The 26281-nt window shown below is 46.6% G+C and carries 16 protein-coding genes; 3 read left to right on the top strand and 13 right to left on the bottom strand.

Annotated elements, in window-relative coordinates:
• Entirely contained in the window at positions 1-2277 is a 2277-nt protein-coding gene (locus FN124_RS10935) for a glycosyltransferase (protein ID WP_142684757.1), read from the bottom strand.
• A 420-nt stretch (positions 2278-2697) separates the two neighbouring features.
• Here FN124_RS10935 and FN124_RS10930 point away from each other — a divergent pair, with 420 nt between their 5' ends.
• Entirely contained in the window at positions 2698-2976 is a 279-nt protein-coding gene (locus FN124_RS10930; RefSeq protein WP_142684756.1) for a hypothetical protein, read from the top strand.
• A gap of 47 nt (positions 2977-3023) precedes the next feature.
• Here FN124_RS10930 and FN124_RS10925 read toward each other — a convergent pair whose 3' ends face one another.
• The 12 genes from FN124_RS10925 to FN124_RS10870 all read right to left on the bottom strand — a co-directional run bounded on the left by FN124_RS10925 (position 3024) and on the right by FN124_RS10870 (position 23247).
• The gene (locus tag FN124_RS10925) at positions 3024-4046 is read right to left on the bottom strand and encodes an NAD(P)H-dependent glycerol-3-phosphate dehydrogenase (protein ID WP_142684755.1); all 1023 of its coding nucleotides are present in this window, start codon (positions 4044-4046) and stop codon (positions 3024-3026) included.
• Between the two features lie 118 nt (positions 4047-4164).
• Positions 4165-5538, bottom strand: coding sequence for an efflux RND transporter periplasmic adaptor subunit (locus tag FN124_RS10920; protein ID WP_142684754.1), 1374 nt, complete (start codon positions 5536-5538; stop codon positions 4165-4167).
• Positions 5539-5562: 24 nt separating this feature from the next.
• A complete protein-coding gene (locus FN124_RS10915) occupies positions 5563-6918 on the bottom strand; it encodes a TolC family protein (RefSeq protein WP_185937160.1) in 1356 nt (451 codons plus the stop codon).
• A 149-nt stretch (positions 6919-7067) separates the two neighbouring features.
• Positions 7068-7733, bottom strand: coding sequence for an ABC transporter ATP-binding protein (locus FN124_RS10910; protein WP_142684752.1), 666 nt, complete (start codon positions 7731-7733; stop codon positions 7068-7070).
• Between the two features lie 154 nt (positions 7734-7887).
• Positions 7888-10269: an ABC transporter permease gene (locus tag FN124_RS10905; RefSeq protein ID WP_221887756.1), complete on the bottom strand. Its 2382-nt coding sequence runs from the start codon at positions 10267-10269 to the stop codon at positions 7888-7890.
• A 17-nt stretch (positions 10270-10286) separates the two neighbouring features.
• Positions 10287-12689 carry an ABC transporter permease gene (locus FN124_RS10900; protein WP_142684750.1) on the bottom strand — a complete coding sequence of 801 codons (2403 nt, stop codon included), beginning with the start codon at positions 12687-12689 and terminating at the stop codon, positions 10287-10289.
• Positions 12690-12760: 71 nt separating this feature from the next.
• Entirely contained in the window at positions 12761-14071 is a 1311-nt protein-coding gene (locus FN124_RS10895) for an ABC transporter permease (RefSeq protein ID WP_142684749.1), read from the bottom strand.
• Positions 14072-14073: 2 nt separating this feature from the next.
• Positions 14074-16461: an ABC transporter permease gene (locus FN124_RS10890; protein ID WP_142684748.1), complete on the bottom strand. Its 2388-nt coding sequence runs from the start codon at positions 16459-16461 to the stop codon at positions 14074-14076.
• Positions 16462-16464: 3 nt separating this feature from the next.
• On the bottom strand, positions 16465-18822 hold the full coding sequence (locus tag FN124_RS10885; RefSeq protein WP_142684747.1) for an ABC transporter permease: 2358 nt from the start codon (positions 18820-18822) through the stop codon (positions 16465-16467).
• 2 nt (positions 18823-18824) lie between these two features.
• Complete coding sequence (locus tag FN124_RS10880) at positions 18825-21233, bottom strand: ABC transporter permease (protein WP_142684746.1); 2409 nt, start codon at positions 21231-21233, stop codon at positions 18825-18827.
• Between the two features lie 29 nt (positions 21234-21262).
• On the bottom strand, positions 21263-21952 hold the full coding sequence (locus tag FN124_RS10875; RefSeq protein ID WP_142684745.1) for an ABC transporter ATP-binding protein: 690 nt from the start codon (positions 21950-21952) through the stop codon (positions 21263-21265).
• A 47-nt stretch (positions 21953-21999) separates the two neighbouring features.
• Positions 22000-23247 carry an efflux RND transporter periplasmic adaptor subunit gene (locus FN124_RS10870; RefSeq protein ID WP_142684744.1) on the bottom strand — a complete coding sequence of 416 codons (1248 nt, stop codon included), beginning with the start codon at positions 23245-23247 and terminating at the stop codon, positions 22000-22002.
• A 225-nt stretch (positions 23248-23472) separates the two neighbouring features.
• On the opposite strand from FN124_RS10870, the gene FN124_RS10865 reads away from it, so the two are divergent.
• A complete protein-coding gene (locus tag FN124_RS10865; protein ID WP_185937211.1) occupies positions 23473-24813 on the top strand; it encodes a sigma-54-dependent transcriptional regulator in 1341 nt (446 codons plus the stop codon).
• 118 nt (positions 24814-24931) lie between these two features.
• On the top strand, positions 24932-26272 hold the full coding sequence (locus FN124_RS10860; RefSeq protein WP_142684743.1) for a sensor histidine kinase: 1341 nt from the start codon (positions 24932-24934) through the stop codon (positions 26270-26272).
• Positions 26273-26281: the final 9 nt, after the last annotated feature.

Below are 26281 nucleotides of genomic sequence, written 5' to 3'. Positions count from 1 at the left end.
TCAGTTGTAGCCGAGTCGGACTGGCGCCAGGCTGTTTTGTTTTGGTCTAACATACTTATGCTTGTTCCATTGTTCCATTAATAATCTGGCAATCAGGTAACATACGGTAGACTCGGCGCCCTGGTTCTGGTTTATATTATTTTTCTCCAGGCCATCATAACAACCGTAAGTTAATGGATTATAAACAAGTTGTTTAAGGTGATTATTACCCAAATACCAACTGAATGCCAAACGCATTTTTTCCAGATATGAATTATTTTTTGTGGTGTTGTAAAACGTATTCAATGCCAGCATGGTATATGCAACTTCGATTGACTGCTCTCCCCCGTCTTCCTGTTCACCGGTACTGTTCCTGTGGTACCAGGTTTTATTACTGATCACCTTCATATGGCTGTCTGTGAAGGTTTTGCTGCACAGGAAAGCGAGGCTGTTCTCTGCTGTCTGACGGTATGCTTCTATTCCGGTTACCTGGTAGGCCATCATCATGGCTTCAGGCAGCACAGCATTACCGTAAGTAAGATAGGATTCATACCAATGCCAGTTTTCATCTGCCTCCTGTTTATAACGTTCATACAATTTTGCTGCCAGACGCTGCAGAATTTCCATGGTCGCCTTATCGCCGGGCTTGTAGCTAAGGAAATAATACAGGCCTTTTATGGTGAAGGCCATTGCCCTGGGTGAATTCAATGATCCTATCCAGCTGAAGCACTTGTTAAATATGGCCAATACATCCTGTACGGCATCAAAAGGGAGGTGCCGGTGCGAAGCGAGGGCGTAGCCTAATGCCCATACAGCGCGGCCATTGGCGTCTTCCAGGTTTACTTCATCATTCATTTTATTGAATGCGCCACCAACATCCACATAATTGAGGAAGTTGCCTGAAGGCTGCTGGCAGTAGCGGATAAAATCGATGTATTTGCGGGTCAGCGCGTTCACGAAACTAGTGGATTTCAATTCACTGGCGTACATACAGGTAGCAATAAGCGCCCTTGCGTTGTCGTCCAGTGTGTATCCAAATGCAGGATCAGGGATATCGTGCCTGGAGAACTGCAGCATTCCCACTTCATCTGTCATACGATCTATATGATCCAGGTAAGGCGGGGGCAGGTTTGGCAGGATCTTATCTTCCGCCAGCGCTTCACTGATCACGCTCATGTGTGCAATGGCTACATTTTCCCAGATAGAGTTGCGTGTTTTTTCAATGGCTAACCGGCTCATTTCCTCGCGCAATGCGGGGTTACCGAGCAATTCGAGTGCGCAGGCTGCTATTTGTTCCGGATTATTAAAATCCACCAGGCAACCCACCCCGTTTTCCAGCATTTCGCGGGCCTGTACAAAGGAAGTGGAAATCACTGCGCAACCTGCGCTCATGGCGTAAACAAAGGTGCCGCTTACAGCCTGGTGCGGGTCTTTGGATGTAAAAAGATATATATCGGTAAGTGACAGATAGTCGAGTAAAGTCTTGAGGGAGAGATAATTATTCACGAATCTCACATTCTTTTCCAGGCCCAGTTCCTTCACCAGGCTTTCCAGTGATTCCCGGTATTTTTCCCCTTCCCTGGCGCATATCACGGGATGGGTTTTCCCAAGCACCAGGTAAATGGCATCGGGATATTGTTTCACAATGTCTTTCATTGCCCGGATACCTGTTTCTATACCTTTATTTTCGCTGAGAAGGCCAAAGGTGCTCAGCACCATCCGCCCTTCCACATTATACTGTTTTTTCAGTGCCTGTACATCTTCCACGATATGGGCATGGGTGCCGTGCGGGATGTGTACAATCTTTTCTGCCGGTACATGGTATACATCCTGCAATAAATCTGCAGATGAGCGGGTCATTACAATCACCTTTGCCGCAAGGGCGCTGATAAGGCTTACTACTTTAGTGCATTTATTATCCGGGTAAGGCAACACGGTATGGAACCTCACCACAAAAGGTTTGTCCAGTAACGATAACATGGCCAGGAGATTATGTCCATATTCTCCTCCATACAGGCCAAATTCATGTTCAAAACAAACCAGGTCTATTTTATCATTTTCATTTATTTTCTGCGCAAAATCAATACAATTGTCAATATCGAATGGGTTTACCGAATAAGTGACAGGTGCTTCCTTCGCATTGGCGGGTTTCCCCGATTCTTCCAATGCAGCCACCTCAATATTCATATTCCCGGTAAAGTTCTTATTCATTGCATTCACCAGGTCTTGCGCAAAAGTTGCAATCCCACATTCACGGGGCGGATAAGAAGTAACAAAAAGCAGGGTTCTAATCTTCATGGTAAAAATTTTATACTACGCTGTTAACACTAACCAAGTCCTCAATTTCCCGGATCGGGACATAGGATGATTCAAATATTAATCCAATGCCTGCTGCATTGTGTTTCCACGGCATAGTCCGCCAGAAATCGTAGAATAAGTTCTACACATTTGGGTCTGGGTCCACAGGTAGTGGCCGGAAAAAATAACCCCCGGTCTTTACATTCTATTAACAGTACATATAATCATAATTGCTTACAATTGTAATATAATTTACTCCTAAATGCGATATACTGGCACAAATGTCAATACAATTAAGAAAAAAACGGGCAAAAATGTTCTTTTGTCCATTTCAGCTTATTTTAGCTGAAGTAAACACCCAGGCTACCATTGAAGAGCAAATTTTAACCATTTCATTTCTCATTTAAACCACCCGCCGTTATGCGAAACATTGCATGTACATTTAATGTAGATGGTGTACCTACCAAAGTCTGTTTGAGAAAACTTCCGCGCCAGCGACGCTTTCAGGCCATTATTGACCGTAATATCACTGAGTATGTTATTTCGGATGAGACAAACCAGATTGAGTATTATGAGGGGCCGGTGTTAAACGAATATCTTTTTACCCGGATTGCCGGCCTGATTAAGCAGTATTTCCCGAATGTACGGGCCATTATGAAAATCGGGGAAGATAATTATGAGGACTATGATGATTATTAAGCTGCTGCAGGGGCTGCCGGCCGGGGATGACCGGCAGCCTCCCACTTCTATATAAACCCTTTTTCGAGCGAGAGGAAAGCCTCTGAAGGATGCACCTGCTGCCATAAGATAGCATACACCGCCTGGGCAACCGGCATATAAGCCCCGATACCTCTGTTCATTTCGTGCATACATTTACTGGCATAATAGCCTTCTGCAATCATGTTCAGTTCCAGCTGAGCGGCTTTTACACTGTATCCCTTCCCGATCATATTACCAAAAGTACGGTTACGGCTATGCAATGAATAACAGGTAACGAGCAAATCGCCCAGGTAGGCGCTGGCGCTGTAGCTATGCACTACGGGTTCGGTGCCGGCCACCATGGCTTTCTGTTCTTCATACTTCTCCAGGAAGCTTTGCATTTCCCTGAAGCAGTTGGTAATAAACACACTCAGGAAGTTATCTCCGTACTCCTGCCCGTGCGCAATGCCTGCGCCCATGGCATAAATATTTTTAAGCACTGCTGCCAGCTGCACGCCTATTACATCCGTATTTACAATTGTTTGCAGGTAACTGCCGGTAAATTTATCGGCCAGCGCCTGTGTGGTGGCCAGGTGCGTGCCTGAGAATGTGAGATAAGAAAGCTTCTCACTGGCTACTTCCTCCGCGTGGCAGGGCCCCGTAATAGTGAAGTACTGACTGGCAGGTAAATTAAATTGTTTGTGCAGGTATTCTCCTATCAGGTCGTTGGTACTTGGCACCAATCCCTTGATGGCAGAAATGACCTTTTTACTGATCAGCGCATCCGCAGGCAACATACCTAATACATCTTCCAGGAAAGCGCTGGGAACAGCCAGTACCAGCTCATCGCAGGCTGCCACAACAGCTTTCAGGTCACTGCTCAGGCTTAGCAGGCTTGTATCGAAATATACCGAGGTGAGATAGTGTTTATTGTGATGGCGCAGCTGCATATGACGGATGGTTTCTTCATTTCTTATCCACCAATGTATATGATGCCCGTTATCTGTCAGGATCTTGGCCAGGGCGGTGGCCCAGCTGCCACTGCCTATAATTCCGATGCTCTTGCTCACAATGCAAATTTTTATGCAATGTAATTAAAAAGCAATAAAGCAGTTTTGCCGACAGCCCCTAAAAGGGGAAGGGAAGGCTGCTCAGCCTTCCCTTCCTTATATAAAATATGTATCTGCGTTATTTGGCCGGGCCTTCAAACAGCTCTGATTTTGGCACTACCTTTACTTTTTTGCCGTTTTCCAGGGTACGGGAAATGGCAGTATAAGGAGCGCTGATCACCTGGTCGCCCACGCTCAGGCCGGAAGTGATCTGGATCCAGGCATCGTCCTGCACACCGGTTTTAACATGCACCATCTTAATGGTACCATCCTTTTGCAATACAAATACTACTTCGTTTAACACGGGTTTTGTATCGGCAGAAGAACCCGGGGTGGTATTATCCTGTTGAGGCGCCTTTTTATCGCCTTTGGAAGAATCGGTATCGCGGGTAGTAACTGAGTTAATAGGAATAGCGAGTACATTATTTACATGCCTGGTTTGGATATCCACGCTGGCGCTCATACCCGGCCGGAAAGGAAAGGTCTTTTTATTTTTATCGAGGAGGTCCTGATAACTTTCCTGCAGGATGCGGATATGTACAATGTAACTGGTTACCTGCTCTGCGGAGGAAGCTGTGCTCACGGTAGCTGTGGCAGCGCCTTTGCTGGAGCTGGCAATTTGTGTTACAATTCCTTTAAACTGGCGGTTATTGTAGGCATCCACTTCAATAATAGCGGTATCGCCGTATTTTACTTTGGGGATATCATTCTCACCTACATCTACCTGTACTTCCATTGTATTCATATCGGCAATACGCAACATTTCGGTACCTGTCATCTGCGCAGTACCTACCACGCGTTCACCTTTCTTTACAGAAAGCAGGGAAACAATACCGCCCATAGGTGCGGAGATAGTGGTACGGCCCAGGTTCTTATTGGCTTCATTCAGGTTGGCCTGTGCACTGGCAACGGCATACTTATTTCCATTGATCTGTTGCACGGCTGCATTATAATCTGCCAGCGAGGCGAGATAGGTTGCTTCCGCCGTTTCAAACTCCGACCTCGAAATCACTTTCTGGGCAAGGAGCTCCTTGTTCCTGTTATAAGCGGCCTTGTTCTGATCAAGGCGGGCTTTAAAGGAGTTGAGCGCTGCGGCCGAATTGGCCAGCTGGGCCTGTGTTTGGCTCATAGAAGCGGCAGCCTTATCTACCATCGACCCATAAATGTCAGCGTATATCCGTGCCAGTACCTGTCCTTTCTTTACGGAATCTCCTTCCTGGATAGGCAGGTCTGTAATTTCACCGGAAACGTCGGAGCTAACTTTTACTTCAATCTCAGGGTAAATTTTACCGCTGGCGGTAACCACTTCTATAATATTTCTATTAGAAGCCTTGTCTATAGCAACTTTAATTCCTTCTTCCTTACCAATAACCCCGGCCCCTTTCAGCACCAGGAACAAAATAACGAGTGAACTAAGTATGCCTATGAACCAATAAAGTTTTTTCTTCTTCATAAAGCAATTTATTTCCCGGGAGGGCTACAGTGATATTTTCTGATCCCGGTAGAATTCCAGCAATTTCATTTTAAAGATGTAGTCGTACTGTGCGAGCACTTTATTTACCTGCGCATTGTACAATTTACTTTGTGTTGTGATATAATCAATGGTGTTCATCAACCCCAGGTTAAAGCGTTTGGTAGCAAAATCATACGCTTTCTGGGCGGCCATTACCCCTGTAGCAGACGCGTTAAACTTCTGTAAAGCGGCCACTGCATTGGCATGTGCGGTATAAATATCCTGTCTGAGCTTCTGGTGGTCCAGGTCCCGGATCAGTTCCTGGCTGTATATATTTATTTTTGCTTTTGCAACGGTGGTGCGTTGCTGCCATCCGTTAAAAATAGGAATGTTAAGCGTTAAGCCAATGTTTTTCCTGTAGGTATTGCTGATCTGGTCGTGAAACGACAGTACTTTGGTTTGGGCAAGATCCTCGTAATAGTTATTGGCGTAGTAAGTAGTGAGGCCGCCTCCGATGCTCAGGTTGGGATATAGCTGTGCTTTTGCCGCCTGGTATGCCCTGGTGGCGCTTTTGATCTTCAGCTCATCCGATTTTACCAGCGGATAGTTTGTTAAAGCGGCACTGTATACCATTTCCGGCGCCATTTCCTGTAAGGCAGCCATTGGCAGGGAAGCAATATTTTCCGGTACCTCCGGGGTAAACGGAATTTCGAATCCCAGGTTGAGATAGGCTTTCATCTGCAGAATAGACAGCGTTACATTATTCCGGGCGGTAACCAGGTTGCTGCTGTCGAGCGCCAGCTGTGCTTCCAGGTCGGCCTGGTTGCTTTCCGGTACAGAGCCCGCGATCACCAGTTTCTTTGTATTATCCAGGTTGGAGTTGGTAAGCCGCACATTTTCTTCATTTACCTTTTCTGTCTGGATATCAAGCAGTATCTGAAGGAAAGCGGTAGCTACATTGAACGCGAGGTCGTTCCTTGCTTTTTCCAGCAGGAAGCTGTTTGCCTGTGCATCCAGTTTATTGGCAGCAATCGTTTTCTGTTGGTAGAACCAACTGAAAAGGTTTGCCTGCATATTCAGGTTTCCACTGGAGTTAAACACGGTTTGGTTAACATACTGGTTATCGCCCAGGCTGGCACTTCTACCATCCGTATAACCACCTGTTACTGACCCGCTGAAACCGGGGATCATTTGGAGGCGGCTTTGCCGTAATGTAAGGTCTGCCAGACGTTTCTGTACTTCCTGTTGTTTAACCGTCAGGTTATTTTGCAGTGCATAATCCACACAACGTTGTAAACTCCACGTATCCTGCGCTTCAGCGGATGTTATGTTAGCAAACAATAAAACCAGGATTGCTCCTGCTATTCGGGATATTCTCATAACATTCCAAAAATATAATAATTGTGATGATAGTTTTCCACCCTTCTTGATAGAAGGCAAAAATTTAGTAGGTATGGCAGTATACCTCACTAATTGAGTGTACAACATAATCTTTTTTTTACAGAATTCTTAAAACTGATCCGCCTTTATTATGACTGAATATGCCCATCGCGGATCTGGATAATACGATTGCCATAAGTGGCATTCAGGTCTGAATGGGTTACCTGTACAATGGTAATTTTATCCTGTTCATTCAGGTGCTTAAACAGCTGCATGATCACTTTAGCCTGGTCGGAATGCAGGTTACCGGTAGGCTCATCTGCCAGTATCACCCTGGGTTCTGCTACAATAGCCCGGGCAATACCCACCAGTTGCTGCTGCCCGCCCGACAGCTGGTTGGGGAACAGATCTTTCTTAGCCACCATATTAAAGCGGTCTAGCACATCCGCCACCCGGCTTTTCCTTTCTGATGCAGGTATATTCTTATACAGTAAAGGCGTTTCTATATTTTCATATACGGTCAGCTCATCTATAAGGTGGTAGGCCTGGAACACAAAACCAATGGATCCCCTGTGCAACTGGGTCCGTTTTTTTTCGTTCATCCTGTCTACACGCTCTCCCTCAAACAGGTATTGTCCTTCAGATGGTTCTTCCAGCAATCCCATAATATGCAGTAAGGTGGATTTTCCGGAGCCGGAGGGTCCCATAATCGATACAAACTCGCCTTCATTTATTGTAAGGTCAATATCTTTCAGGATATAGTTTTTTCCGAATCCTACCGGGTAATGCCTGGAAATTTTCTGCAATTGTATCATGATAAGTAATTTGTTTTTATTTGTGTTGATATTTCTGCATATCGGCTCAGCAATATAATTAAAAGTAGCTGTCCGGGTTACTCAGATTTTAATGCGTTGACAGGGTTGCCCCATGCCGCCCGGTTGTTTTTATACTTATAGTGGCCAGTGCCGTTTATTCTGATCTCAGGCTCTTAACCGGGTTCATTAGTGCCGCTTTCACCGACTGTAAACTTACCGTCAGCAAAGCGATCACTATAGCGATACACCCGGCGAGCAGGAAAGTACCTGCACCCAGGCTGGCATGATAAGCAAAGCTTTCCAGCCATTGATGCATAACATACCAGGCAAACGGCGAAGCAATACAAAGCGCTACCAGCACCAGTTTAATAAAGTCTTTTGACAACAGCGCCACCACGCTCGCAGCAGAAGCGCCCAGCACCTTACGGATGCCCACCTCGCGGGTTCGTTGTTCTGCAGTGAATGCTGCCAGGCCCAGTAAACCAAGACAGGAAACAAGGATAATAACAATTGAAAAGGTTGATAAAATGGTACCGGTCCTGAATTCTGATTTATATAAGCTGTTAAAGTCATCATTCATAAAATGATACTCAAAAGGCACTGCGGGCAGATATTCTTTCCAGGCCTTCTCTATTCCTGCGATTACCTGCTGCTGGTTATCGCCGGAGGTTTTGATGAGTACTTCCCCGAACCATTCGTATTCCGGGAAAACAATAATGGGTTGGATTTTGCTTTTCATGGAGGTAAAATGGAAATCTTTCATTACTCCTTTCACGGTCCCTGCGCGGCCATTCATCACCATCCGTTTTCCTACGGCAGCCTCAGGTGTCCATCCCAGCTGCTTTACAGCGGTTTCATTGAGAAAGAAATGGTATACCCGGTCTTTATCTTCCTTTAAAACATCCTGTATATCGGCATCGGTTAGGCTGGCGCCGGAAAGCAATGAAATTCCCATTGTTTGCAGGTAGTCCTTTTCCACCGGGATGGCGGTAATATTCATACTGTAATCTGCCGGTTTCCCTTCCAGGCCGGCAATGCTATAGCCGCCTTCAACTGATACCGGCGAATCGTACGAAGCGCTCACCTGTTTTATGCCCGGTTGCTGCAGCAGCCGGCCTTTGAAGGCCTCCAGCATCTGTGGGGTAAAATTTTCGCCCGACAGTACCAGTACCTGCGACCTGTCCAGTCCTATCTTTTTATGCTGGATATATTTTAACTGGTTGCCCACCACTAATGTGCAGATGATAAAAAACACGGAAGCTGCAAACTGGAATACTACCAGGCTCTTCCGGATACTGCCGCCGGAAGCAGGCATCACCCTTCCTTTTAATACCTGTACCGGCCGGAAACCGGAAAGGAACAGGGCCGGGTAGGTACCCGCGAGCAGCGTAGTACAAAGAAAGATGCCGGTCAGCCAAAGGTAAATATGATAACTGCCTGTTCCCAGTTTCAGGGAAGCACCTGCCAGGTTATTAAACGCCGGCAGCAATGCAATGGCAAGGATCACCCCCAGGGCCATTGCACAAAAGGTGATCAGCGTTGATTCGGCAATGAACTGCCAGAACAGCTGCCCGCGTATAGCACCGAGCGCTTTCCGAACACCTATTTCGCGGCCTCTTTCCGCTGAACGGGCCGTGGCAAGGTTCATAAAGTTGATACACGCAATCAGTAACAACAAGGCTGCTATAATGGTAAGAATATAATTATAACGGATATCCCCACCTCTTTCCGTTGAATTCCCGGCGATGGAATGAAGATGGATACCCGGTACAGATTCCGGCACAAAAGCGAGCGTAGCGCCGCTACGGGCAGCACTTCCCATCTGTTCTTTTACCAGGTTGGCCAATCTCCCCTGCAATGCCGTGGCAGTGGCGTTACTGGCCAGTTGAACATAGGTGTAGTCATTCGCTGAATTCCAGTTGGCTTGTCTGCCCAGGGAAGCATAACTGGCTACGAAATCAAACTTCAGGTGGGTATTGGCGGGTGCATCTGCCGCAACTCCTGTTACCTGGTATTCTTTCTTATTATTGATCTTCAAAAACTTCCCTACAATATCAGTGGATCCAAAATACTTCCTGGCCATCGTTTCAGAGAGTACTATCATATTGGGGCCATTTAACACAGTAGCTGCGTTCCCGGCAATCAGCGGGAAAGAAAACATGTTGAAGAAAGCCGGATCAGCATAAATGAAACGCTTTTCGTTCATCACTTTATCGCCATTGGCTACCGTGGAGGAGGAAGGATATACCCTGGAGATGTATTTCAGTTCCGGGAAATCTTTCATCACCGGCGCCAGCCCATTAGGGGTGAGCGCAGTATGGGTAACCTCCTGGTCTTTTTCCCCGTAATCAAGGCGGATACGATATAATTCAGCTGCATGGGCATGAAAGTTATCATAGGTCCATTCGTTCCGGAGGTACAGGGCCAGCAGGATGAAACAAGCAATGCCGGCAGCCAAACCGGTGATATTGATCACGGAATACAGCTTACGTTTCATTAGGTTCCTTACAGCAGTTTTCAGATAATTACGCCACATCATAATGCGATTTAAGGTCAATCCCGGGATAAACTTTTTACAGGGTTTGCCAGCGCAGCTTTCACCGATTGCAGGCTTACTGTTATAAATGCAATGCATACTGCCATCAGGCCGGCTATTCCAAACACCCACCAGTGGATAGATGTGTGGTACTCAAATCCTTCCAGCCAGCGCCGCATAAAATACCAGGCCGCCGGAGTAGCTATCAGTACCGCTACCAGCACCAGGCGAAGGAAGTCTTTCGACAACAACAATACAATGCCGCTTACAGAGGCTCCCAGCACTTTCCGGATACCGATCTCTTTTCTACGGTGCGCCATTACCAGAACGGCAATGGCAAATAATCCCATGCAGGAAATGATAACCGCGAGCACAGCACCACTCATAAATATTTTTGAAAACCGCTGCTCCTGCCGGTACAGGCGTTGTGCGTTTTCATCAAGAAAAGACGGGTCGCTTTCTGCCAGCTCGTTAATGCTTTTCCAACTTGTGCCGATCTTTTTCAATGAAGCCACCGGATTGGATGTTTCTACTTTTACAAAAATATAATTCAGCGGAGCGTTCAGGGTCATTACCAGGGGATCAATTTTCTTATGCAATGATTCAAAGTGATAATCTTTTACCAACCCGATCACGTGTACCGGCGGTTCATCTCCCATACTAAAGCTCAGCCCCACGGGGTCTGTTACGCCCAGCTGCTTTGCCATCTGCTCGTTGACCACTACGGCGCTGCTGTCTGTTCCGTATTCCCTGGAGAAATCGCGGCCTGATAATATTTTCAGGTCCAGCGTTTTTGCATAATTATAATCCACTGCAAGGTACTGGGTGTTTACATGGCGGTCTTTATAAGTGAAACCACGGGTCCAGTTACCGGAAGATCCATCTTTTCCCAGACCCAGGTTCAACATACTGCCGCTCACACTTTTTACCTCCGGCATCTCTGTAAGCCTATTCTTCATAGTGGCAACGTCTGATGGCGTAGCGTTATCGAGTGGTATGCTGATTACCTGGGAAGTGTTGTACCCTAACGGGGCCGACTGTATGAAATTAAGTTGCTGCCAGATGATGGAGGTACAACTGATCAGTACCACCGCTACCATAAACTGTATGATGATAAGGCCGTTGCGCATACCGTTGCTTTTGCCCAGTCCCAGTTTTCCCTTCAGCACCTCCAGGATATTGAGCTTTGCCACTCTCCAGGCGGGGTAACCCCCAGCCAGCAAGGTAACCAGGAAGAAACCGCCTATAGTACCGGCTATCACCCGTATGTTACGGAATATACCCAGCGCAATATGATGCCCAAACACCTTGTTGTAATAAGGCAGCAGGAATACCATGAGGCCCAGGCTCAGTACCAGTGCAAAGCAGCATAACAGGAATGCTTCCGCCCAGAACTGGAGCATCAGCTGCCCGTTTTGTGCGCCCAGCGATTTTCTCAGCCCTATTTCACCACTGCGGGTAAAAGACCTGGCAATGGAAAGATTTATAAAATTAATAGCGGCAATACCAATGATCAGTGTAGCAAGGATGATCATCAGCCAGGGATAGAATTTATTCAACCCGCTATAAAAAGTACTGTTTGCATCAAGGTGGAAATCCTTCAGCGCAATGCCCTGCAGGTAAAAAACATCTTTACCATTGTTACCAACCACTGCGTTCTTCTGAAGATCTTCTATTTTCCCTTTATAATATTTTTTTACTACGGTATTTATATTTTTTTCGAAAGAAGTTTTACTAGTTCCCGGTTCCAGCTGAACAAACAGCGGGTAATTGGATGCGTTCCAATCGTTTTTAGTGGCGTTGTATTCCGGATCATTCTCAAACCTGGTGAGCAACTCGAAATAGATGCCTGAGTTATCCGGGATATCTGATGCTACAGCGCTTACAATGAAAGGCTGCCATTTCCCGTTCAGGTTCAGTTCCACGGTTCTTCCAACAGGCTCCGCATCTTTAAACAATATCCCGGCAGCACGCGCTGTGAGCACTATCTGGTTCAGCTGCTGTAATGCGTTATTCTTATCTCCCTTTACTATAGGAAAGGTGAACATCTTCAGAAAATCATTATCTACCAGCTGGGTACTCAGGTAATAGTGATTAGTGCCATATCTTACAGGCACATTACTTCCAGCTATAAAAGTGACATGCTTCACGCCGGGCACTTCTTTCTGTATGGCCACAGCCAGTGGCTTCGACATACTGGAGCCGGTTCTCAGCTGTCCGCCTGCGTCTTCAATCCCAATCAGCTGGTATATATCTTTCCCATTCTTATGAAAGTTATCGAAGGTCCATTCCCGGTATGCCGTGAGCGATAAAAGCAATGCAGCGCACAAGGCGGTACCCATTCCTACCACATTAACTGCAGCAAACACTTTCTGTTTCCGCAAATTCCTCCAGGCAATCTTTAAATAACTTTTTAACATACGGGTATATTTATAGTGAAAAAAATAAAAGCAGGGCGTGTAGACACACACTCTGATTTGCTGTTCACTTGTTATTCTATCTTGAATGCGTTTACCGGGTTACTGACAGCTGCTTTCAATGTTTGTACCCCAATGGCCAGCAACGCAGTTAGTGCTGCTATGAGGGCCGACAGTACAAACATCCATGGTTGCAGGTGAATACGGTATGCAAATTGTTGCAGCCACTGTTGCATCAGGTACCATGCCACCGGCGATGCGATCACCAATGCGATCATCACCAACCGGATAAACTCTTTTGACAATAATGCAGTGATCTGTACTACACTGGCTCCCAATATTTTGCGCACGCCTATTTCACGTGTCCGCTGTTCTGCCGAAAAAGCAGCCAGTCCCAGTAGTCCCAGCGCCGATATCAGCACCGTAAGCACCGTAAACCATCCGAAGATACCGGCTAACCGGTCTTCCGCGGTATACAGCTTGCTGAAAACTTCATCCAGGAAGGTATAATGAAAAGGCTCCTGCAGATCGTATGCAGCATATATTTTCTTTATTTGCATAAAATGCGTGTCCGTGTGAATGCTTTTTATAGGTGTTAACACCGCCCGACCCTGGTCTAAACGCGCCGTAACCTGGCGGTCGATGTTCCGGACTACAGCCCCGGCATGAGAGGGATCATCCAGCTTCAGGAATACTTTAAAAAAGATCCCTGCAAATCCGCGTTCCTCTGCAATTATATTACGATATGTCTCAATACCTGCCATACTGGAATAAGACAACAGTATATTTGCCTGAATACTGGAATTGGAAGGCGCATCAGCCATTACACCGGATACCTGGAAAATATATTTACCGTTATACCGTAACTGTTTACCAATAACATCCGTGCCTCCAAAGTATTTTCTTGCAGTGGAAGCCGAAATTACAGCGGTAAAGGGTTGTTTTAGTACTTCGCTTTTATTACCCGACAGTAAAGGGAAAGAAAAAAAACTGAAGTAGTTGGCATCCGTAAACCAGGTATCAGGTTCTTCACTCTTCATATCCGGATTGGCTACATTCTGTATAATGATGGATTCACTGGCCAGGTTACCCATACGGACAAAGCTTTCCACCGCGGCATTCTGTTGCCGGATAGTTGGCGCAGCGGTAGCGTTAAAGCGCTCGATCTGCATAGTATCCTTTTCCAGCTTAATCTTTTCCATTAAGGAATAGATCCTGTCACTGTCTTTATGAAAACGATCGTAGCTCAGCTCATGCGCCACATACAGCATGATCAGCATACACGCACACAAACCAGCCGCCAGTCCACCGATATTGATGAAACTGTACAGCTTTCTTTTTACAAGATTACGCCACGCGGGTTTTATGTAGTTCAGCAACAGCATAGTTAATCGTTTCTCAGGCTATTTACCGGGTTCACTTCTATGGCTCTCCAGGTTTGTGAAAAAATAGTAACCAGCGCCAGGAACACCAGGAATAAAAAGCTCCCCAGCATAGCCAGGATACCCGTGCTTACCCGGTAGGCAAATATCTGCAGGAAAAATACACTGCTGATATATCCCAATGGCAGGGCAATACAGCCGGCGATAAGAATCAGTTTTATATAATTTTTCGACAACAGCATTAATAAGCCCGTAGCACTGGCACCCAACACTTTACGGATACCTATTTCCTTCCTGCGGGTAAACGAGGTATAAGCTACAATACCCAGCAGGCCCAGGGCGGCTATCATGGTAGTAATAAATACCAGGAACCCTAACATGGAAACTACTTCTCTCCCATTGCGACTAAGTAATTGCTCGTCCATCCATTCTGCCGGGAAGGTTTCCCCGGGGTTCATGGCCGTCCATATTTTCTTCACATCAGCCACCTGCTGCTCCTTGTTTCCCTTCAGCATCGATAACTGTAACTGGTGGAATTCAGCGGGAACAAACCGGATGGCCATCGGTCGGATATTCACTTCTATGGGCTGGTAATTGAAATCTTTTATGACACCAATAATACTTACCGGCAGGGAATCCGACAGGAACAATGTTCTTCCAATGGCATCTGCCGGGGATTTCAGGCCCATCACACTAACAGCCTTTTCATTCACAATAATATATTGTTCTTTTTCTGCAGATGCCGATTCCGGGAAAGTACTTCCTGCCAGCAATTTCAGGTGCATGGTTTTAATAAAGTCGGCATCCCCGGCATAATAACCAAATTCCATCCTGTTCTTGCTTTCACCGGTACGGATAACACAGAAGCTGCAATGCCTCGGCATTCCCAGTGTTCCTGAACTGGCGGTAGCTGTTTCCACCTCTTTCAGTTGCATCATCCGCTCTTTCATCCGTTGAAAATCCACATCGCCCAAGGGAACATTCAGTATATCCTTGCGGTAAAAGCCCATGTCTTTAATGGCTTTGTAATGGAACTGCCGGTATACGGTAACCAGGAAAATAATAGCGGTTAGCGATAGCGAAAACTGGATCACAATGAGCGACTTCCTTAATCCCAGTCCGCCAAATAATTTAATATCGATCAGGTCCTTTAATACTTTTGCCGGTTGAAAGGAAGACAAGGCCCAGGCGGGGATAGCCCCTGCCACTATGCCTATAGTGATGCTGAACAAAAAGAATAGTGTTAGCAGGCGGGGATCCAGCAGGTTATTATCCGGCACCGGCAACCCACTGAAATGAGTGGCCTGCATTATCATTAACAGCAAAATGGCCATGGTCAGCGCCAATATGCACATGATAACGGATTCTACTATAAACTGCAGGAATATCTGCCAGCGCTGGGCGCCGTTTACTTTCCGCACCCCCACCTCTTTGGCTCGCTGTAAAGAACGTACAATGGATAAATTGGTATAGTTAAAACAGGCGCAGATGATCAGGCCCAGGGCCACGCCTATTTCGGCGAGGACCTTCCCCCAGGGCGGACCGCTACCTATATCGTCCATCATTTCTCTTGATGGAGTGATTTTGCCCAGCGCCTGCGGCTCAAATGCCATGCTGCCCTGACCTTTCTGCACCAACCCATCGTACCGGTGCGCCTGGTCTTTCAGCGCAGCCTCCAGCGCCGATACTTTTTCACCCTTGCGCAACACTACGTAAGTGTAACTACTCTGTACCACATCCCAGTTATTCAGTTTATCCGGCAATACCTTGCTTTCCTCCAGCAACGGTACAGACGACATGGCCGCAAATGCCTCAAAGTCGATATGCGATTTTGAAGGAGCCGGCTCCATTACCCCGCTAACGATAAAACTGCCAAACCGGTCGAACCGGATCACTTTTCCCATTGGATCGGTAGTTCCAAAAAAGCGTTGGGCTGTTTCTGCGGTGAGCACAATGCTGTTAGGAGTAACCAATGCCGTGCGGGGATTGCCCGCAGCCAGCTTAAAACCAAACACCTCGAAAAAGGAAGGGGTTGCAAAAGCCCCATGGATGTTTATCTTCTTCTTATCTATCTTTCCTTCTCCATTTAACACACCATATAAAGTAGCTTCATTTTCAACAGCGGCGTAACTACTTTTTAATGCAGGCCCCATGGGCAAGGGAACGCTTGCCATATGGTACTTTCTCCCATCGGGCGTTTGCGCATGCGTGGTGATCCGCCATGTGCGTGAGGCCGCCGGGTGAAAATTATCATAGCTTAAGTTTTCACGTACAGATATCAGTACGATCAGGCATACCGACATACTCACTGCCAGCCCGGCAATGTTGATAAAGGTAAACAACCTTTGCCGCTGCAGATTTCTGAATGTTATGACGATATAACGCTTAAGCATATACTATTCTGCTTTTAAAGAATTTACAGGATTGGCCAGGGCCGCTTTTACCGACTGGAAACTCACTGTTGCCAGGGCTATCACTATCGCCAGTATACCGGCAACAATAAAGATCCAGGCAGATAAATCAGTATGATACGCGAACCCGGACAACCAGTTATTCATCATATACCAGCTGACAGGAGTAGCCAGTAAGATGCCGATAAGCACCAGGGTAAGGAATTCTTTCGACAGTAAACTGGTAACGTTCATTACAGAAGCACCGAGAATTTTCCTGATGCCGATCTCTTTTTTACGTTGCTCAGCAGTAAAAACCGATAACCCGAACAGGCCCAGGCAGGAAATAAGCACTGCTACCACTGCGAATACCTGCGCCAGTTTACGCAGCATCGTTTCCGATCTGTACATGTTGTCAAAAGTTTCATCAAGAAAATGATAATCCATTGGATAACCGGGATTCAGCCTGGTAAATACTTTTTCCACGGCGGCTACCTGGGCGGGCACATCTCCTTTCGACAGGCGAAGCATCATGTAACTGTTTTGCTTTGGCTCCAGCATCAACACCAGCGGTGAAATATTTTCCCTCATGGAAGCAAAGTGGTAGTCCTTTACTACACCGATGACAGTACCTTTTCCTTTCCAGAAGCTGATCTGTTTTCCTACGGGGTGGGTCATACCCATTACACGGGCGGCCGTTTCATTGATAATATAAGCTCCGGAGTCCGAAGCAAAGCCCCGCGAAAAATCCCGACCTTCCTTCATTGCCATTCCCATAGTGGAAACATAATCATAACCCACCAATTGCGGCGCCGTATTTACCACCAGTTTATCCGGTTTTCCTTCCCAGCTAAGGTCGGCACTTGTTCCGCCAATTGACAGTGGCAGGAAATTATTGTAGGTAAACGATTTTACCTGCGGCAGCTGTGCCAGCGATTGTTCAATAGCGTCCTGGTTGGCAGCAAAGCCCTCATCCAGCGCTATATACATCACATTTTCCTTATCCATTCCCAGGTTACGGTGGTAGATATACTGCATCTGGTTGTAGATCACCACGCTGCCCACAATAAAAATAAAAGAAAGTACAAACTGCAGCACCACCAGGTTCTTACGGAGCAGCGACGCTCCTCCTCCACTGCTCAAATCTCCCTTCAATACTTTCACCGGCAGGAAACGGGATAACACAAAAGCCGGATAACTGCCTGCCAGCAGGCCGGTTACTACTATCACTCCCAGCAATAACAACAGGTATTTACCGGTAACAGGCAGCGTAAACGTAATATGCTTGCCTGTAAAATTATTGAATGCCGGCATCAGCAAATACACCGCTATCGCTGCGGTAACAGCCGCCACAGCGCACATCAGGATGGCTTCCCCGGTAAACTGCAATATCAGCGAAAGCCTTGAAGCACCCATTGATTTTCGCACACCTACTTCGCGGGCCCTTTTAGAGGCCTGCGCCGTAGAAAGGTTCATAAAATTGATACAGGCAATAGCCAGTACAATAAGGGCGGTGATAAAGAACAGGCGTACATATTCTATCCTTCCGCCAGCGACTTTCCCGTTTTCATATTTTTCATGCAGATAGATATCACGGAAAGGTTGCAGCCATATTTCGTTCTTTTTATCGGGACTAACTGTAGCGTAATGTTGCTGCATTTTTGCAGTGAGGCGGGAAATATCTGTACCTTCTTTTACCACCATATAATTAAATACGCTGTAACTGCCGGGCTTCAGCAGCCATGGATCTTCCTGCAGGGTAAGCGCAAAGGGAAGTACAAAATCGAACCGGATAGATGATGCAGCAGGTACATCTTTCACAATAGCGGTTACCTGCAATGCTTTATTATTTTCTATATTAATTATCTTTCCAACAAGGTCAGTGGTACCATAATATTTTCTGGCAAATGATTCGGTCAGCACAATGGAGTTGGGCTGAGCCAGTGCAGTATGCTTATCTCCCGCTACTACAGGAAAGTCCATTTCCTCCAAAAGATTGGAAGTGGCGAAGATGTAATTTTTCTCCAGGCCATATTGCTGCTCTTTTTTAAACAGCATATTGGCATTGGTAGCACGAACTTTCACATTTGCTGTTATTTCCGGGAAATTATCTTTCAGATCATCTCCCAATATAACAGGCGTAACGCCCATAGTACGTATACCACCCCAATCAACATTTGCCTGCAAACGGTAAATATTCTTCCCGTTCGAATGAAATTTATCGACACTGTATTCGTCCAGTACCCAGCAAAGGATAAACATACATACGGCCATTCCAAAAGCCAGACCGGCAATATTCACGGCAGCAAAGAACCGGCTTCTTTTCAGATTCCTCCAGGCAATGCGGAAATAGTTCTTAATCATGTTTATTCAGATCTAAGTGATTTAACCGGGTTCATTAATGCCGATCTGACCGACTGAAAACTGACTGTTCCCAATGCAATCAGCACCACAATAACGGCAGTGAGCACAAATACCCACCACTCGATATGTATCCTGAATGCAAAATGCTGCAGCCATTTTTCCATGCCGTACCAGGCTATGGGAGAAGCAATACAGATTCCTATCAAAACCAGTTTGAGAAAATCTTTCGATAACAACAGGGAAATATTGGCAACAGAAGCACCCAGTACTTTACGGATACCTATTTCTTTTGTGCGTTGCCGGGAAATGAGCATAGACAATCCCAGCAGGCCCATACAGGCTATAAAGATGGCGAGGCCGGAGAAAATACCAAATAACTTTCCTAACGTGCGTTCCGAAACATACCGTGCCTGGATATCATCTTCCACAAAGGTGAAATTAAACGGCACATCAGCAATAATACTGTTCCAGGCCGATTCCACACGCTTCATGATGGCCTTCTGATCGCCTGCAGCCAGCCGCAGGGTGATAATGGCTACTTCATCCTGCCTTACCATGTAAATGATAGGATCAACCGGTGATTGCAGGGAGCGGAGGTTAAAATCTTCCACTACGCCTATAATAGTGCCGTGCCTGCTCATATATCCGGGCCTCCACTCAATTCTTTTTCCTACAGCGTCGTCCTTAAATCCCAGTTGTTTCGCGGCTGCCTGGTTAATGATATAGGCATCAGTTGAATCGGTTGACAGTGCCGGGTTAAAATCACGGCCGGCCACCAGCCTGATACCGGTTGTTTTAAGCAGGTCGAAGTCCGACTGGATAATCCCGGCTACAAAGCCGTCTTTATCATCCTGCCCTTCACGTACCACAGGATTATTATTAAACACGCCGCTACCCATTAAAAAATTATGCATAGAGGCCTGCTGTACGCCGGATTGGTTTAGGAAAGCCGTTTTCAACAATGTTGTTTTAGCGCCATCCACACCAGAGAGGTATACATTTACAAGATGTTCTTTATCGAACCCAAGATTCTTTGTTTGCCAGTAACGGAGCTGGGAGAATACAACAACAGTGGAGATGATAAGCGCCACCGCAACAGCAAACTGCGCTACTACCAGTCCGCGGCGGATGAACACCCGTGAACTTGAAGTAATAAAATTGCCTTTCAATACCCGCACAGGTATCAGCCCGGATAAATAAAGCGCCGGATAACTGCCGGCGATAAGGCCAACAACCAGCACCAGCAATAATAAACCACCATATAAAAAACTATCTGCAGAAGAAAGCAACAACAGGTTTTTGCCGGTAAGTGTGTTAAACAGGGGCATCACCAACCCCACCAGCAGAATAGCCAGCAGGAAAGAAATAACACTGATCACCAGCGATTCCGTGAGGAACTGCAGGATAAGGCTCTTTCTTTCGGCGCCCAGTACTTTTCGTAGTCCTACTTCCCTCGCTCTTTCATGGGCCCTTGCCGTGGTAAGGTTCATAAAATTGATACAGGCAATGAGGATCAGGAAAACAGCAATAGCGATATACAGCCAGATCAGCGGGGAATTATCAAGACCTCTATCGCCTTCCGGGTGCAGATGTACATTCCGGATAGGCTGCAGCTCCAATGCAAATTGTATATTATGCCGTTTCAGTATTCCACCGATATGGGCAGAAACAAATGTTTGCAGTTCTTTAGTGAGCTTAGCGGGATCTGTATGATCATTTAGCTGTACATAAGTAACATTATTGCTGAACATAAACCACTGGGCTTCCATATCATTTCCACCTTTTAATGCTTCTTTGAGCATGGTGGAAAGCGATACCATCATGGTCATCCGGAGATCCGTATTCGCAGGAAAATCTTTTGCCACACCGGTTACCGTACAACTATAGGCATTGCCTACCTTGATCAGCTTTCCGATGGGTGACGTATTCCCAAAATATTTTTTTGCAGCAGATTCGGTAAGTACAATGGAATAGGGTTCTTTTAAAACAGTGGCAGAATTGCCTTCCAGCAAAGGATAATTGAACATCTGGAAAAAGGCTTCATCTACAAACCCGGAATTTTCTTCCCAGATCTTTTTATCACCCACTGTATAAAGCGTATTTCCCGGCGCGAAAATACGCACAGCTTCTTTTATGCTGCTGATATCCTTTTTCAGGTTGGGGCCAATTGGAAACTGGGTGGCAGCGCCATATTCCGCAGTACCTGCCTGTCGTATGGATTGAGTGGTAACGCGGTAAATATTATCCGCGTTATGATGGAACCTGTCAAAACTCAGCTCATCACGCACATACAGCGCAATCAGTATACAGCAGGCCATGCCTACTGCAAGCCCGGAAATGTTGATCACCGTAATAAGCTTGTGGCGCTGTAAATGGCGGACAGCAATTTTGAAATAATTCCGAAACATCATGATGTGGTTTTAGAATGGCGGAAAAAAAATCACACATGAAACTGTTCCTTGATATTCTCAGTTACCACGCGTCCATCGAACAGGTTGATAATACGGTGCGCAAACCCGGCATCGTACGGGGAGTGCGTTACCATGATCAGGGTAGTACCAGCATTGTTCAGCTCCTGCAACAGTTTCATTACCTCTTCCCCGTTGGTGGAATCCAGGTTACCCGTGGGCTCATCCGCCAGGATCAGGTTGGGTTTGGCCACTACGGCGCGGGCAATGGCCACCCTTTGTTGCTGACCACCGGACAGTTGTTGGGGGAAGTGATTGCGACGGTGCATGATGTTCATGCGTTCCAGTACTTCTTCCACCTTTATTTTTCTTTCAGCGGCAGGTACTTTCAGGTACAGCAGGGGTAACTCTACATTCTCAAACACTGTTAACTCATCGATGAGGTTAAAGCTCTGGAATACAAATCCAATGGAGCCCTTGCGGAGCTGGGCTCTTTGTCTTTCACTCATACGCGCTACCTCCTTATCCCAGAAGTGGTACTCACCATCGCTGGGGTTGTCGAGCAGGCCCAAAATGTTCAGCAAAGTAGATTTGCCGCAACCGGAGGGCCCCATGATCGCTACAAATTCCCCATCCTGCACTTCCATGTTAATACCGTTGAGGGCGGTGGTTTCTACCTCTTCTGTTGTAAACAGCTTCTGTAAGTTAACAGTGCGTATCATAAGTGTTTGTGATTTTAAATACTAGTTTATAAAAAAATGGATGAATACTAAAAAGATAAAACATCTTTGTTTCCGAAATTCTCATAAGAGGAAGTAATTACCTGGTCGCCTGGCTGCAGGCCTTCCAGTACTTCAAAATATAGCGGATTTTTACGGCCCAGCGAAATATTCCGTTTTACTGCACGGTTGCCGCTTTTATCCACTACATATACCCAGTTGCCACCGGTATCGGAGAAAAAGCCGCCGAGCGGTAAAAGGATGGCTTCGGCCGACTTGCCCAATACAAGACGGATAGGAGATGATTGTCCGCGGCGGATGCCTTCAGGCATATTCTTTTCAAAGGTCATATCCGCCTGGAAACGGCCGCTTTTTACCTCCGGATATACCTTGGTAACCACCATATCGTAGGATTTACCATCAAATTCAAAGGTGGCTTTCAGCCCTGCAAATACCTGGGAAACATAGTGTTCATCAATATCGGCACGTAACTTAAAACCGTTCAGGTCATCGATCTGGCCGATATTCTGCCCGGCGGTGATGCTGGACCCTACTTCCACATCAATGGAAGAAAGCTGCCCGGAAACAGGGGCGCGCACAATCAGGCTGTTCAGATTTTCCCTCATCAGGTCAAGGTTGCGCTGGGTTCTGGCCAGGGTGCCCTCCAGCTGGGTTATCTGCATTTTGGCATTGTCCTGCTGGTATTTCTGGGATTGCAGCTGGATGTCTCTCTGACGCAGGAGCCCTTCCAGTTCAAACTTGTTTTTATTAAACTCCTGTCGGGCCACGATCTTCTCTTCCACCAGTTGCTTGTTCCGGTCGTACAGATCCTGCGCAGCTTCTATTTTGGCATCAATGTCCGAGATAGTCTGTTGCATGGTGAACTCCTGCTGGCGGATGCTCAGGCGGGTATTCTGCAGCTCATTACGTAAGCGGTAGATCTCTGTTTCATGGTTTACGAAGTCCATCATCATGTGCTGGTTATCCAGCCGCAGGATAGAATCACCTTCTTTTACCATGCTTCCCCCCTCCAGGTATTTCCGGCTCACATATCCGCCTTCAATGGCATCCAGGCGGATGGTTTTCAGGGGCATTACTACCGCGGTAACGGCAATATATACATCAAAGGTTCCTTTCTTTACTGTAGAGATGGTGATCTTGTCCTTTTCTACATTCAGGGTAGCCCGGTGATCCGCAAAAAGCAGCGTATACAACAGCAGCATTACTACCGCGGCGCCACCACCTATCATCAGGATGCGCTTTTTATTCCAAAACTTCTTTTCTAATTTTCTGTCCATGTTTTTTAGCGAAAAGTTTGCTGCCCGGAGAAAGTCAATCCACATGCCAAAGCTGAAAACACTTTACTAGCAACGTTTTCAACGAAAAACGATTAAAAAAAACGTCCTTTGCCGGACAAGCGGTGTCCATAATCGGACACTTTTAAAAGTTCCTGAAATTAGCTGTGGGTTTGAAAAAATCTTTGTTTAATATTGTCAACTATTCACCATTCGCATATGACTACCATGCAACCAGGAAAAATTTTAATTGTTGATGATGATGTGGATGTTTTACGTGCTGCCCGCCTGTTACTCAAAAGACACTTCGAACAGGTTGATTTTGAGAAGAATCCGCAGAAAATACCCTATCTCGTGTCCAACTTCGATTACGATGTGATCCTGCTGGATATGAACTTCACGCGCGACCTGAGCAGCGGCAAGGAAGGCTTTGAATGGCTGGACCGTATCCTGGACATAAAACCGGAAACGGCAGTTGTTTTATTCACCGCCTACGGCGACGTGGAAATGGCCGTAAGAGCCATCAAGGCCGGCGCTGTTGATTTTGTGCTCAAGCCCTGGGAAAACGAAAAGCTCCTGGCCACCATCCAGAATGCCTATAACAAACGTGCCGCTCAACAGGATAAACCGCCTGCTGCCGTACATCATCCGGGCAACCAGGTAATCGGTAAAAGCCCGGGCATGCTTACAGTATTTGATACCGTGTCCAGGGTAGCCGCCACAGACGCCAATATCCTCATCCTTGGTGAAAACGGCACAGGTAAAGATATGCTCGCCCGGCAGATCCACGCCCAGTCGAACCGCAGCAACAAACCCTTTGTTAGCGTTGACCTTGGCGCTATCAGCGAAACCCTGTTTGAAAGTGAGCTGTTCGGCCATGTAAAAGGCGCCTTCACCGACGCCCGTGAAGACCGCGCCGGCCGGTTCGAAGAAGCCAACGGCGGCACCATTTTCCTGGATGAGATCGGGAATATCTCTATCCCCTTCCAGGCCAAACTGCTTACCGTACTGCAAAACAGGTCCGTTACAAAAGTAGGCTCCAATAAAAGTATACCCATTGACGTTAGACTGATCTGCGCTACCAACCGCAACATTTCACATATGGCTGCGCAACACCTGTTCAGGCAGGATCTGCTCTACCGCATCAATACCATCGAAATACAACTGCCGCCACTGCGCGAACGGGTGGAAGATATCATCCCGCTGGCAGAACATTTCCTGCAGCTGTACCGCGATAAATACAAACGCCCGGTAAACAGCATGCATGAATCACTCATTACCCAGTTACAACGGTACGATTGGCCAGGCAATATCCGCGAGCTGCAGCACGCATTGGAAAGAGCAGTGATCCTGTCGCAGGGAAAAACCCTTCAGCCTAAAGATGTGTTTGTGAAAAGTAACAACAACTCCGACCAGTCGATGGATACGGGCTATAACCTGGAAGAAATGGAGCGGAACATTATTTCACAGGCCATGAAAAAATGTAATGGTAACATCACGGAAGCTGCCAAAGAACTGGGGCTCAGCAGGGCCGCACTTTACAGACGACTGGAAAAATATAACCTATAGCAGAAAGCAGAAGGGGTAAAGCAAAAAGCTCCTGCATAATATGTTTAACGATACGCTTTTATTTTTCCAAAACAATAGCTTTTTTGCTTTCCGCTTTCTGCTTTAAGCTCTTAAAACCATGAATCGCTTCAGCATTAATATCAGCTTACGGGTTATCCTGCTGGCAGCTACCCTAACAGCAGCCATCTGGTTGTATATGCACAATATGCAACCCCTTACCTTCCTCCTTATCCCCCTGATATTGATCCAGCTGTATGGCATCTACTATTATCTTAACCGGATCAACCGGAAGCTTACACTGTTCCTGGAATCCATACGCTATGAAGATTTTTCTATCCGCTTCAGCGCCGATAACAAACTGGGCAAAAGCTTCAGTATGCTGAACCACCAGTTCAATGAAGTGCTGGAAGCCTTCCGGCAAACCAGGGCAGAAAAAGAAGCCAACCTGAAATATATCGATACTATTGTACAACACATCAGCATAGGCGTATTGTCGTTTGATACAGAAGGTAAAATAGAGCTCATTAACCCGGCCGCTTTCCGGCTGATGGGCATTTACCGGCTACGCAATATCCATGAGCTGAAAACAGTTCACCCCGGCCTGGCTGAATTACTGATGGAACTGCCTTCCGGTAACAAAACACTGTATGCCACGCGACAGGAACAACAACTGTCTATACACGCTGCCACCGTGCGTTTGCAGGGCCGGCTCATCAAGCTTATTTCTATTCAGAACATCCATTCCGAACTGCAGAAAAAAGAACTGGAAGCCTGGCAGAACCTCACCAAAATATTGCGCCATGAAATCATGAATTCCGTAACGCCTATTGTGTCGCTGATTGGTACCATGCAGGAAATTGTAGACCTGGACATTGCTCCCGGCGCACAGCACCAGGAAGGCATTTCCGACTTACGCGAAGCGCTGCAAACAGTGGAAAGCCGCAGCAAGGGGATCATGAACTTTGTAAATGCTTACCGCGATTATACTACGCTTCCGCAACCGCAGTTTACCAATGTAAATGTAAGATCTCTTGTAAACTCCGTCAGCAGCCTTTTTCAGGCAGATATGAAACAGGCGGGCATCCGGTTTTCGGTAGAAACAGATGCCGAAAACATGGAAATCCATGCAGATATATCGCAGTTGCAGATGGTGCTGATCAACCTGGTTAAAAATGCGATGGATGCACTGGAACAAACTCCCCAGGCAGCCATCAGTATGAAACTATATCTTAATAACGTTCAGCAGATCTGTATCGAGATCACTGATAACGGCCCTGGCATTGATGCCGAGGCCATGAACAAAATATTCATTCCCTTCTTTACGACCAAAAAGAAAGGATCCGGCATTGGCCTTAGCCTCTCACAACAGATCATACAAATGCATGGCGGGCAGCTGAAAGTGATAAGCCCCGGCATTAACGGTAACGGCACTACGTTTTATATCCTGTTGAATACTTAGGAGAAATAT

Origin of the sequence: Chitinophaga polysaccharea (assembly GCF_902150045.1) — a bacterium.
GTDB lineage: Bacteria > Bacteroidota > Bacteroidia > Chitinophagales > Chitinophagaceae > Chitinophaga > Chitinophaga polysaccharea_A.
The sequence above is the reverse complement of the archived record's forward strand: the minus strand, read 5'-3'. Positions and strand labels throughout refer to the sequence as shown.